The sequence below is a fragment of the Jeotgalibacillus marinus genome, from assembly GCF_040801915.1.
Lineage (GTDB): Bacteria > Bacillota > Bacilli > Bacillales > Jeotgalibacillaceae > Jeotgalibacillus > Jeotgalibacillus marinus.
Genome location: NZ_JBFMIA010000001.1, coordinates 62,810 through 75,086, shown reverse-complemented (window position 1 = coordinate 75,086; position 12,277 = coordinate 62,810). Strand labels below are relative to the sequence as shown.

10 protein-coding genes are annotated in these 12,277 nt (G+C 39.6%); 9 read left to right on the top strand and 1 reads right to left on the bottom strand.

What is annotated here, in order from left to right:
* Nucleotides 1–225: 225 nt before the first annotated feature.
* The 5 genes from AB1471_RS00395 to AB1471_RS00375 all read left to right on the top strand — a co-directional run bounded on the left by AB1471_RS00395 (nt 226) and on the right by AB1471_RS00375 (nt 6,265).
* Complete coding sequence (locus tag AB1471_RS00395) at nt 226–1,386, top strand: CaiB/BaiF CoA transferase family protein (protein WP_367777538.1); 1,161 nt, start codon at nt 226–228, stop codon at nt 1,384–1,386.
* Nucleotides 1,387–1,401: 15 nt separating this feature from the next.
* Nucleotides 1,402–2,607, top strand: a complete 1,206-nt coding sequence (locus tag AB1471_RS00390) for an acyl-CoA dehydrogenase family protein (protein ID WP_367777537.1) — start codon at nt 1,402–1,404, stop codon at nt 2,605–2,607.
* A gap of 164 nt (nt 2,608–2,771) precedes the next feature.
* Complete coding sequence (locus AB1471_RS00385) at nt 2,772–3,782, top strand: TAXI family TRAP transporter solute-binding subunit (protein ID WP_367777536.1); 1,011 nt, start codon at nt 2,772–2,774, stop codon at nt 3,780–3,782.
* 10 nt (nt 3,783–3,792) lie between these two features.
* Complete coding sequence (locus AB1471_RS00380; RefSeq protein ID WP_367777535.1) at nt 3,793–4,302, top strand: DUF1850 domain-containing protein; 510 nt, start codon at nt 3,793–3,795, stop codon at nt 4,300–4,302.
* Entirely contained in the window at nt 4,295–6,265 is a 1,971-nt protein-coding gene (locus AB1471_RS00375; RefSeq protein WP_367777534.1) for a TRAP transporter permease, read from the top strand. The genes AB1471_RS00380 and AB1471_RS00375 overlap by 8 nt, the downstream gene beginning before the upstream one ends.
* 597 nt (nt 6,266–6,862) lie before the next feature.
* On the opposite strand, the gene AB1471_RS00370 is transcribed toward AB1471_RS00375, so the two are convergent.
* Nucleotides 6,863–7,210 (bottom strand): DUF3870 domain-containing protein, encoded by a 348-nt coding sequence (locus tag AB1471_RS00370; RefSeq protein ID WP_367777533.1) that lies wholly within the window; start codon nt 7,208–7,210, stop codon nt 6,863–6,865.
* Between the two features lie 552 nt (nt 7,211–7,762).
* On the opposite strand from AB1471_RS00370, the gene AB1471_RS00365 reads away from it, so the two are divergent.
* From AB1471_RS00365 to ccsB, 4 genes are all read left to right on the top strand, one after another.
* Nucleotides 7,763–8,491, top strand: coding sequence for a pseudouridine synthase (locus AB1471_RS00365; protein ID WP_367777532.1), 729 nt, complete (start codon nt 7,763–7,765; stop codon nt 8,489–8,491).
* A gap of 347 nt (nt 8,492–8,838) precedes the next feature.
* A complete protein-coding gene (resA, locus tag AB1471_RS00360; protein WP_437342312.1) occupies nt 8,839–9,384 on the top strand; it encodes a thiol-disulfide oxidoreductase ResA in 546 nt (181 codons plus the stop codon).
* A 17-nt stretch (nt 9,385–9,401) separates the two neighbouring features.
* Nucleotides 9,402–11,081 carry a cytochrome c biogenesis protein ResB gene (gene resB, locus AB1471_RS00355; RefSeq protein WP_367777530.1) on the top strand — a complete coding sequence of 560 codons (1,680 nt, stop codon included), beginning with the start codon at nt 9,402–9,404 and terminating at the stop codon, nt 11,079–11,081.
* Nucleotides 11,059–12,252 (top strand): c-type cytochrome biogenesis protein CcsB, encoded by a 1,194-nt coding sequence (gene ccsB, locus AB1471_RS00350; protein ID WP_367777529.1) that lies wholly within the window; start codon nt 11,059–11,061, stop codon nt 12,250–12,252. The genes resB and ccsB overlap by 23 nt, the downstream gene beginning before the upstream one ends.
* The last annotated feature ends 25 nt before the right edge of the window (nt 12,253–12,277 follow it).

Sequence of the window (12,277 nt, the reverse complement as noted above, 5' to 3'; positions counted from 1 at the left end):
TAAATATATTTTCAATTAGGTTGGAATGTAGTAGTATAAGAAGTGACTAATCATGTTAACAGCGTTTATTAAGCATGATCAGTACAAAATAAAAAGCCAATACTGCCTAATCTGTTGAAAGTCCTTGCCGGATATTTCGTCGCAGGTAAAAGCCAGTTCAATTTGACTTACAGCAAAACTGTAGTCATTTTTGGATTGGCTTTTATTTAGTAGGGGAGTGAAATGATGACTGGGGCACTGGAGAATATTCGAGTCCTTGACTTATCACGCGTGCTTGCAGGACCGTACTGCACGATGATTTTAGGTGATCTTGGGGCAGAAGTAATAAAAGTGGAATCACCGGACAGAAATGATGAAACGCGTAAATGGGGACCTCCCTTTCAAAATGGAGTAAGTGCTTATTATTTAAGTGCCAATCGCAACAAAAAAGGAATTACGGTTGATTTGAATTGTGAAGAAGGTGTAGCGGTTATTAAAAAACTTGTAGGCGAAAGTGATGTGATTATTAATAATTTTAAAACAGGGACGATGAAAAAATTCGGCTTAGACTACGATACTCTTAAAGAAATCAATCCTCGTCTCGTATATTGCTCAATAACAGGCTTTGGGGAAACAGGACCTGATAGAAATATGCCTGGTTATGACTTTATTATTCAAGCGATGAGCGGGTTAATGAGTATTACTGGTAATAAAAAATCTGGACCACTAAAGTCTGGTGTTGCAATAACGGATATTCTAACAGGATTGTACGCATGTATTGGGATTCAAAGTGCTTTACTTGAACGAGTGCAGTCAGGACAAGGTCAGAAGCTGGATATAGCACTTTACGATTGTGCTGTAAGTGCATTGGTTAATACTGGTAGTGATTATTTAATGTCTGAAGCAATACCAACCCCTCTTGGGAACGAACATGCAAATATCGTTCCATATCAAACATTTCAGACGTTAGACGGTGAGATTGTCATTGCGGTTGGAAATGACGATCAGTTTAAATCCCTATGTCGTGTAATGGGTCAATTACATTATGCGGTTGATGAACGCTTTAAGACGAATCCAATGCGTGTTGAAAATAGAAAAGAATTAATTCCTATATTACAAAAAAAATTCTTGACTAAACCGTCGATCTATTGGCACAAGAAGTGTAGAGATAATAACATTCCTTGTGGTCCTATTCAAAATTTAGAACAAGTAGTAAATGACCCACAACTGGCCTCTCGTAATATGTTTATCGAGCACGATCATCCGACAGCCGGGATGATAAAAATGGTTGGTAGTCCATTAAAGCTATCGCGAACTCCAGTCCAAGTGAAGTACCATCCACCTGATCGCGGAGAACATAATGAAGAAATAATCGGTCGTTTAGTTAGTTCCAAAATAAATGATTAAAAGGGGAGATAGTAAATGAATTTTTCTTTTTCACAAGAGCAGGTCATGTTGCGTAACACAGTGAGAGGGTTTACAGATAAGAACATTATGCCTTTTATTGCAGATTGGGACCGGAATGGGGAGTTTGACCCAGCTATTATGCCTAAACTAGCAGAACTTGGTTTAATGGGAGTTTGTATTCCCGAAAGATACGGTGGAAGTGGAATGGATTATAACTCATTAGCGATCGTCTGTGAAGAACTGGAGCGCGGAGATACCGCTTTTCGTACGGCAGTTTCAGTCCATACAGGTTTAAACAGCCTTACATTATTACAGTGGGGGACGGAAGAACAGAAACAAAAATATTTAATTCCTCAAGCAAAAGGTGAAAAAATCGGGGCTTTTGGATTAACTGAGCCTGGAGCAGGGTCCGACGTCGCAGCGTTGCAAACGACCGCAGTGAAAGATGGCGATTATTACATATTAAATGGACAAAAGACGTGGATTTCTTTATGTGATATAGCAAATACCTTTTTAATCTTTGCATATACAGGAGGCCGGTCAGAAAAGCATAAAGGGATATCGGCATTCATTGTAGAACGGGATTGGGAAGGATTTTCATCAAAAGCAATCAAAGGAAAACATGGAATTCGTTCAGGAAATACAGGTGAGCTATTTTTCGAGGATGTTAAAGTGCCAAAGGAGAACTTGCTTGGAGAGGAAGGCGAAGGGTTTAAAATTGCGATGGCGGCACTGGATAACGGACGCTTCACTGTTGCAGCAGGGGCAGTAGGACAAATAATGGCATGTATTGAAGCGAGTGTAGGTTATTGTCATGAACGAGAGACATTCGGTAAAAAAATCGGTAGACATCAACTTGTTCAACAAATGATTGCAAATATGGAAGCAGGTTTTGAAATGAGCCGTTTACTCGTCTACTGTGCAGGAGAATTGAAAAATGAAGGTAAACGCAATACACGACAAACCTCACTTGCTAAGTGGCAAGCATGTGATTTCGCAAATAAGGCAGCAGATGATGCAGTTCAGATTCACGGTGCATACGGCTATTCCGATGAGTATCCTGTTGAGCGCTATTTACGGAATTCCAAGGCTCCAGTCATTTATGAAGGAACACGGGAAATCCATACGATTATGCAAGCTGAATATGTATTAGGTTATCGAGAGGATAAACAGTTAAATAAAATGCTTCCTGCTTGGGATGATGAATTGCAATATAATTGAATCGTAAACTAGCTATATATTACCTGAATGCTAGAGGAAGGCAATTTAAAGGTACTAGCTTTCTTTCGATAAAATGAAAACGCTGTCAATCAGGTTATGGGCCTTGTTTCGAATAAACCAATGTAATTGAAAAAATAACTATCAAACTTGGGAGGAATTTGATTTTGAAAAAATTATTATTTTTCGTGAGCATGATCATGGCACTTGTCCTAATGCTTGCTGCTTGCAACGCTGAAGACGGTGACAAAAGTGGAAATTCCGATTCTGGTGGAGAAGATTATGCACAAGCACTTGATGGGGAATTCATTACGATTCTTACAGGGGGGTCTTCAGGAGTATACTATCCGCTTGGTGCAACAATAGCGGAAATCTATCAAGACATGGGAGCTAAATCCAACAGTCAATCGACGGCCGCATCTGCAGTAAATGCTACAACGCTAAATCAAGGAAAGGCAGAAATGGGATTTTTAATGGGGGATACTGCCGCGGACGCATATGAGGGAATCGATAGTATGGAAGAACAGGGAGCGCAAGAAAATATCCGATCGCTTGCATCCCTCTACACGAATTATCTACAAATCGTTGCTACTAAAGATTCCGGCATTAAAACAGTCGAGGATTTAAAAGGAAAAAGAGTCGCAGTGGGGGCACCCGCTTCTGGGACAGAAATAAGTGCTCAGCGTGTTCTTGCTGCTTATGATATGACGTATGACGATATTCAAGCAGACTATCTATCATTTGGAGAAGGTATTGAAGGGATAAAGAATGCACATATTGACGCAGTCGTCATTTCCTCCGGAGTTCCAAACGCCGGTATTTTAGAACTAGCAACGAGCGAGGAAGTTGCTATCGTAGAAATACATGAAGAGAAGATCTTGGAAATGCAAAAAAAATATCCAACATTTTTCCCAATTACCATTCCGAAAGATGCATATAACGGCATGGAAGAAGATGTGAACACAATAGGTGTAAATAACGTCCTTATGACGCATAAAGATGTGTCTGACGAAGTGGTGTATGCAATGACAAAGGCGTTATATGAAAATATTTCGCGGCTACAAAACAGCCACAATGCAGGTAAAGACATTGATATAAATACCGCTCTAGAAAATCTTCCCGCACCTCTTCATCCAGGAGCTAAGAAATTCTTCGATGAAGAAGGGGTTACGGAATAAACTGTTGTAGATGAAAAAGGTAATTTTAACTTTACTTCTATTGTTGATTGGAACCGGAATTTTACTCATTCCGGTTCAATCTGGTTTCTTGTTGACAGAAGAGGGAGGAAGACCGTTATATTTTCTTCCGAATGACAAAAAACAAATTAGTATTGGTTGGCGTCATTCGGTCGAACTAACTCCTTGGGAAGAGACCTATCATGTACTAAATAGCGGAGAATTTGTCTTGGAATCTACGACATTTAAGTCATACGGGGCCGGAACTCCAGATATGGATGGAGTCGTTGAGGTACTTTCTAATGGTTACATACGTTTGACAGAAATAGAACGAACCATCCCTTATTATTCGCTCTTCTATCTACCGATTTCACATTATTATATTGAAGTTAGTGGAAAAAAGTATTCACTAAGCGACTTTGTACCTGAGAATCAGATTGTTCAGATCCATTACGAATCTCTTCTATTATATGAATGGATTTACCTGAAATTTATAGAGAGAGGCAGGGAGTCAGATGAATAAAGAATCATTAGATGAGCAATTAGACACAACAGTAGAAGTAGATAGTCAGGAAATATTGGAGAAGTTCGATTCGGAGTCACGCTTCAGGAATTTGAATATTCCATGGATGATCCGATTAGTTTCATTGTTAGCAGTCGGGCTGGCACTTTTTCATCTTTTTACTTCTTTTACAGGACCACTCATAACGTTGCAGCATCGAGCACTCCACACCGGTGTAATTTTAGCGCTTGTCTTTCTGTTATTTCCAGCACGGAAAAAAGCACCGCAACAGCGCGCGACAGTTATTGATTTTTTACTGGCCTTCCTATCTATTGCAACGATCGTCTATATTTTTGTTGATTACATGGGGATCGTCCAAAGGGCAGGTCTTCCTAATCATACCGATATTATTTTTAGTTTTTTAGTTGTCATGCTAGTAATGGAAGGAGGTCGTCGTGTCGTCGGTACGGGATTGACCGTTATGTGTTCCCTCTTCTTATTGTATGCTCTTTTCGGCCCTCATCTTCCGACAGTTATTGCTCATCGAGGTTATTCATTCGAGGACATTTTAACGTATATGTATTTAACGACCGAGGGGATATACGGAACAGCAATTGGCGTATCTGCAACATATATTTTCTTATTCGTCTTATTCGGTTCCTTCCTAAACCGAACTGGCATGGGTCAGTTATTCAATGATGTGGCGATGGCAATTGCAGGTCACACTTCTGGAGGACCTGCAAAAGTAGGTGTGATTTCTAGTGGTTTTCTTGGATCGATCAATGGATCGGCCGTTGCAAACGTGGTAACTACAGGAGCATTCACCATCCCTCTTATGAAGAGAACCGGTTATTCTAAAAATTTTTCTGGTGCTGTTGAAGCAGCATCATCTGTTGGTGGACAGATTCTTCCCCCGATCATGGGAGCGACAGCATTTATAATGGCAGAAACATTAGGAATGCCTTATACCCAGATCGCTCTTGCTGCCATTATCCCTGGCTTGTTGTATTACCTTGGAGTGATCGTTGTAGTCCATTTGCGTGCTAAGAAAATTGGTTTGCAGGGAATGTCCCGCAAAGAGCTTCCAAGAATGAAAATAGTCATGAAAGAGAGAGGACATTTAGTCATTCCGCTTGTTATTTTAATTTATATGCTATTTGGTGGATTCACCCCGATTTACGCAGCTTCTTGGGCCATTATTTCTACCGTCGTTATTGCCATGTTTAGAGCCACTACACGATTGAACATTAAAAATATCCTTCAAGCGCTTGAGGAAGGTACCCGTAATGCACTCGGAGTAGCGATGGCTTGTGCAATGGTCGGAATCATAGTCGGTGTAGCATCCCTTACAGGATTTGGTCTAAAGATGACCTCGGCTATTCTGATTCTCGGAAATGACATGCTTATTTTAACACTGTTCTTTACGATGATTGCTTCCATTATTTTAGGGATGGGTCTCCCGTCGATTCCAACTTATATTATTACATCAACAATGGCAGCTCCGGCTTTAATGCATTTTGGAATTGAACCATTTGTTTCTCATATGTTTGTCTTTTACTTCGGTATTTTTGCTAATTTAACACCTCCAGTGGCACTTGCTGCATTTGCAGGGGCGGGGATTGCAGGCGGGGAACCGAATCGAACCGGATTCATCTCTCTTAAGCTTGCGGCAGCGGGTATACTGGTCCCATATGTTTTTGTCTATGCGCCTGCGTTATTAATGCAAAATGCATCGGTAGGGGAAATCGCATGGGTTATGATTACAACGACGCTTGGTATCCTTGCTCTCGGTGTTGCGTTTGAAGGTTATTTCCTCACTGATGTGAATGTGTTGTTCCGTTTAATTGCGGGAGTGAGCGCATTGACATTAATCATTCCAAATGTAGTAACAGATGCAATCGGCCTAACATTAGTAATCGGTTTGGTGATCGTGCAAGTTCTTCATTGGAAACGAAATGCAGTTGCGCCGGAAAAAATAGTCTAATTTGATTAGGCAGCGTAGACATGTTTTCTTCGCTGCTTTCCTGTGAGAAAGGTTGGATAGAGAACTAGAGAGATAGAAATGGATGAATACATGAGACAACTGCTCAACAATCGAGTCATCAATAGGACGAAAAACGTCCTCACCTAAGCCAATAATTTCCACTATTTTATTTTAGAAGGACGGTTCAACGGCAAAGCTTGAATATGCTCTTTCAACACCTTCACCGCAATCAATTATTAGATTTTCCTAAAAGAATCCCTCATTCAAAACCGGAAGAGGCAGAGCAAAATGTATAAGTTCTTTCGCCCTATGCTTGAATACAAATCGAAATGTTACAGTTTTCTATTCAAACTTGCTTTTCTTCTTTTCTGCAATACTCCTGAATGATCCCTCCTGTTATTGTGTGAAATAGGTGAATCAGGCAAACTGGAAATATAAAAAGCCAGCCGCACAAGTTCCCTAATAACGAAGGGATTTATATGTAAAACTGGCTTATATTTACTTCATCGCTCTTTGCAAATAGAGTCATAGCGAAGCAGTTCGTATGTTATTTACACACATTACTTGTCAATTCGTTTTTAATCTTCCCAAATAAATTTAACCCGTGTTCGTTTTCTTTCGTTTTTCTCCAGACTCAATTTGCTTAAAATGTAGTTCGAGTTCTTTTAATGCAGCGATCAGTGCATTTGTTGCCTTGCCCCGGTAATACGTTTGAATAGAGTCAATGGCTTCACCCATACCGTCATTTAAACTAGTCCCTTTTAATAGACGTCCAATAAATTCACGTGCGTGTTCTGTTGCCAATGTACAAGATGCCTCCAGCACAACTCCATATTTAACATCAACTTCAGCTGTAATCGTTAGTGTTTCAAAGACACTTTTAGCCGCCATCCCCTGGGGTAAACGTGCGTGACCTGCGATGAAAATTGTTTTTCCATTAAACATGAAGCATCTTCCTCTCCAGGAGTTATTTTGTTATTAAAGCCACTTCCATTAAGTGTGTTTCTCTGGAATGAGGCTAACAACTTTTTTTACCAATTTGAATAGAAGAAACACTTTTAAAAAGAAGAATAGGGTGTAGCTCAAACTGTTAAGGAAATAAGGTTATTCATCGCTTTATATAAGAGTTTAAAATTCAGCCCTCCTTTTATTAAAATATTCTTTAAGTTCTGTACGGAATAATTACAGGGTACTTAATATCCTCCACAAAATCTATTTTACTACCTTTTTGTTTGAAAATTTAGTCTTTTGTTTTTAGTTTATTTAAAACAGACTGAAGATTATTGTTATGACAATCCTTTCGTTCATAAAGATTTTCTCTATATTCCATTTTATATAGCTTTTTCTCTCAACTTATTTGCAATCTGGGCTGGGTTTCACTAAGTGTTACATTTAATATTGCAATTTATGAATGCATGCCCATCTAATGTTTGCTTTTTGCGGTTATTGTGCCATAATGCACTAAGGATAGAGAACATGTAAAATGAGGTGCAATAAATGGAACGTTTGCAAAAAGTGATTGCTCATTGTGGAGTAGCTTCACGCAGAAAAGCGGAAGAATTGATTTTAGCAGGTAAAGTTAAAGTCAATGGTAAGATTGTTGTTGAATTAGGAACAAAGGTAACGAGCTCAGATACAATTGAAGTAGAAGGCGTGAAGATTGAAGGGGAAAACAAGGTCTACTTTCTCTTGTATAAACCTACAGGCGTTATTTCTGCTGTTAGTGACGACAAGAAACGTAAGGTCGTAACGGATTTCTTACCATACGTTAAGGAACGGATTTATCCAGTTGGACGATTAGACTACGATACGTCAGGTTTATTGCTGCTTACGAATGACGGCGAATTTGCAAACCTTCTAACACATCCAAAATACGAAGTACATAAAACGTATGTGGCGCGTGTAAAAGGGTTGGTTTCAAGAGAATCGTTACGTATGTTAGAGCGTGGAGTAAAACTGGAAGATGGTATAACAGCACCTGCTCGCGCAAAAGTTGTGTCAGCTGATAAAACAAAAAATAAAACAATTGTTGAGATCACTATTCATGAAGGACGCAATCGTCAAGTAAGACGAATGTTTGATGCGATTGGTCATCCAGTTCAAAAACTTAAACGTGAGAACTATGCTTTTCTTCATTTAGGTGGATTAGGCACTGGTGATTCACGCGAACTAACCCCTCACGAAGTAAAGCAATTACGTGCACTCGCTGAAAGTGGTACTAAGTAACCGGAAAATCGGAAGGCTCGCTTAGCCAAGGCAAGCAAAACGAGCACTGACAGAAGTCGCTCTTTGCCTTCAGCAGTGAATAGTTTGTGACCCTGAGGAGCTAGCCGCAGTAGCTGGATGCCTCAAAAGCAGAAGCGGCCACCTAGCCAATGCAGTAAAAGACGATCTGCACAAGAAGGCATTTTGTTACTAAGAATGTATTAAATTTCATATTTTTCTTAACAATGAAACTACAATCTTATTTTAAAGATTGTAGTTTTCACAGTTCATTCAAATAGTTGTGCCTGAATCGTAAGTAATAAATGCTATAATTGCATCTATGGAAAAGTGCACAATGAATTAAGGAGATGGACAAAGTGACCAGTAACAAGAAGAAGAAGCGTTTACTAATGCGGGTTACCATTTTATCTGTGTTAATCGCAGCAGTCGCCTATACCCTCTATTCTACATTGTCAGAAGATGAGCGTACACTCGTTAAAGAGGGGGACGATGCCCCCGATTTCGTTTTGACAGATTTAGATGGAGAATCTCATCGTTTATCTGATTATAAAGGACAAGGTGTTTTTCTGAATTTCTGGGGTACATGGTGTAAGCCATGTGAAGAAGAAATGCCTTACATGGAAAACCAATACCAGGAATTTAAAGATCAAGGTGTACAGACGATTGCTGTTAATGTTGGTGAATCAGATTTTAAGGTGCGTAATTTCGCTGAAAAGCATAATCTTTCATTCCCTGTTGTAAGGGATGTTCAAAAAGATGTGATGTATGCATTTTCCATTGGTCCATTGCCAACGACCTTACTCATTAACCCAGAAGGTGAAGTCGTAAAAATAATAAAAAGTGGAATGACAGAAGAAATGGTTGCATCGTACATGGACATGATCAAACCATAAATTAAGGGGTTTTTAGCATGAAGGAATTAGCCTGTAAGTGTGGACACGTAAACCCAGAAGGTACAGAACTTTGTTTATCGTGTGGTCGTGCTCTAACCAAGGATGCAGATAGCAAAAAAACGAGCGATGTTATGCGCTATGAAGGAATGGCCAGGCGCTCTCAAACTTACAACGCTTCGATTATCGATAAAGTTTGGAACTTTTTTTCTTCGGTTAAAGTAGGCGTGTGGCTAATCCTTATCACACTAATCGTTTCAGCTTTTGGTACGATTTTGCCTCAGGTGTTGTTTATACCACCTTTAATACCGCCGGAAGTATACTATGAAGAACACTACGGTTGGTTTGGAAGAATTTACTATATGTTAGGGTTTCATGATTTATACAACTCATGGTGGTATATGCTTTTTATTGCAGCCGTTGGAATCTCCATTATCGTTGCAAGTATAGACCGTGTCGTCCCTCTCTATAAGGCGTTAAAAAATCAGCGAATCAATCGGCATGCATCTTTTATGAAAAGACAACGATTGTTTGCTGAAAAAGAGGTAGCAGACCCAAACCAAACAATTGCGGAAATCAAAGAAAAGTTGAAAAATAAACGTTATCGTATTCGTGAGGAAGAAGGTCATCTACTTGCAGAAAAAGGTCGCTTTGCAAGGTGGGGACCATATGTTAATCATACTGGACTAATTATCTTTCTAATTGGGGGATTGCTCCGCTTCGTTCCCGGTATGTATGTGGACGAGATATTGTGGATTCGTGAAGGTGAAACCATGGCAATTCCAGGGACGGATCAGGAGTATTTTCTAGAAAGTGAAGGCTTTACAGTGGATACATACAACACGGATGAGGATTCAGAAGTATTTAATGATACGATTGACCGAGTTGGTTCCATTGTAAAAAACTATCAAACAGACGCCATCCTTTATAAACGAGAAGAAGGCGGCATTGCTGGTGATCAACGGGAATTGATTGAAGAGCAAAGAAAAGCGATCCAAGTAAATCAACCTTTGAAATTTGATAATTTTGCCGTATATCAAGTGACTTACAAGTTGGATGAAATACGATCGATGTCGTTTACTATGGATAACAAAGCGACAGAGAAATCAGTCGGCTCATTTGACATTGACTTATTTCAACCACAAGACGTTTATGAACTAGATGAAAATCATAAAGTCGAGCTCATGGGTTATTATCCTGACTTTGAGGGCTTTGAAAATGGAGAGCCTCAAAGCGCTACACCAGTGCCAAATAATCCAGCTTTCTTATTTAATCTTTTCTCACCCGAAAACCCTGAAGGTGAAGTTAGTTTTATTGCAATCCAAGAAACACTTGAACCACTTGGTGAGAATGATTATGCATTAAGCTTTAGCGGAATTGAAACACATGATGTGTCTGGCTTAACTGTACGTAAAGATTTAACACTCTGGATCCTAGGTCTTGGTGGAACGATCTTTATGATTGGTGTTATACAAGGATCTTATTTTAACCATCGTCGTTTGTGGTTAAAAATAACAGAAGACGGTAAATTGATGGCAGCTGGCCATACAAATAAAAACTGGTTTGGTCTTAAAAAGGATATTGAATACTCTATAGCAGGCACTGATCTCACCGAAATAACGGATCAATTTGAAGAAAAAGAGAAAAAGTCTGTCGCTCTTGAAGAAAAGGAGGAAAATGATCGTGACTCAATTAGCTAGTTTAAGTAGTACATTACTCTATGTGGCCTTTGTATTGTATTTGATTGCGACCGTCTTTTTTTCAGGTTCAATTAAATCAAAAAAACATGCGAATCAAACAGGAAAAAACCGATGGGCAACGATTGCTATCACCATTACCATCATCGGTTTCTTATCTCAATTAGGATATTTTTTTACAAGGTGGATGGCATCAGGACATGCACCAGTTGGTAATCTATTTGAATTCATCACATTCTTTGGCATGATGCTTGTTGGTGCGTTTATCATTATTTACTATATCTACCGTGTACATGTGTTAGGCGTGTTTGCGTTACCGATCGCATTGCTTATTATCGCTTACTCTAGTATGTTTCCACGTGAACTTAGCCCGCTGATTCCAGCACTTCAAAGTCACTGGTTAGCGATTCACGTATCAACTGTAGCGATCGGAGAGGCGATCCTGTCGATAAGCTTTGTGGCTGGACTTATCTATTTACTTAAAGATGTTGATTTAAGTAAAAAGGGCAAACAGACATTTTGGCTTGAAGCCGTTTTATTTAGTCTTGTTATTGTTGTAGGGTTTATCGTAACGTCAACATCATTTGAACTAGCAGGGTATGAAGCTGATTTTACCTACATTACCCCTACAGGTGAACAAGACGTTGCTCAATTCGAAATGCCTGCACTAGTCACACCTCATGAAGGGGAACTTCAAACAGCTGGTGCATTCGTATCACCAATTAATACACCAGCAATTGTGGATGCCAAAACATTAAATTCAGTGCTATGGTCCATTGCGGTTGGTACGCTTCTTTATCTACTCATTCGTTTGATTACACGTAAGAGTATTGCGGCTTTATTGCAGCCCCTTGTAAGACGAGTGAATTTAAATTTGATGGATGAAGTCGGATATCGATCTGTACTGATTGGTTTTCCAGTATTCACATTAGGTGGACTTGTATTCGCCATGATCTGGGCGCAAATCGCATGGACTAGATTTTGGGGATGGGACCCAAAAGAAGTATGGGCACTTATTACGTTTCTATTTTATGCTGCATTCCTTCACCTCCGATTAACGCGCGGTTGGGAAGGCAATCGTTCAGCTTGGCTTGCGGTAATCGGTTTTGCTATCCTTATGTTTAACTTAATAGGTGTAAACTTGATCATTGCTGGTTTACATTCTTATGCCTAAATTTTACGCCCCCACTTTTCGTGAG

Excerpts from the sequence above, each read along its gene's own strand:
- resB (WP_367777530.1), top strand. The coding sequence starts at position 9,402 with ATGAAGGAATTAGCCTGTAAGTGTGGACACGTAAACCCAGAAGGTACA.
- AB1471_RS00390 (WP_367777537.1), top strand. The coding sequence starts at position 1,402 with ATGAATTTTTCTTTTTCACAAGAGCAGGTCATGTTGCGTAACACAGTG.
- AB1471_RS00380 (WP_367777535.1), top strand. The coding sequence starts at position 3,793 with ATGAAAAAGGTAATTTTAACTTTACTTCTATTGTTGATTGGAACCGGA.
- resA (WP_437342312.1), top strand. The coding sequence starts at position 8,839 with ATGGACAAAGTGACCAGTAACAAGAAGAAGAAGCGTTTACTAATGCGG.
- AB1471_RS00375 (WP_367777534.1), top strand. The coding sequence starts at position 4,295 with ATGAATAAAGAATCATTAGATGAGCAATTAGACACAACAGTAGAAGTA.
- AB1471_RS00395 (WP_367777538.1), top strand. The coding sequence starts at position 226 with ATGACTGGGGCACTGGAGAATATTCGAGTCCTTGACTTATCACGCGTG.
- AB1471_RS00370 (WP_367777533.1), bottom strand. The coding sequence starts at position 7,210 with ATGTTTAATGGAAAAACAATTTTCATCGCAGGTCACGCACGTTTACCC.
- AB1471_RS00365 (WP_367777532.1), top strand. The coding sequence starts at position 7,763 with ATGGAACGTTTGCAAAAAGTGATTGCTCATTGTGGAGTAGCTTCACGC.
- ccsB (WP_367777529.1), top strand. The coding sequence starts at position 11,059 with ATGATCGTGACTCAATTAGCTAGTTTAAGTAGTACATTACTCTATGTG.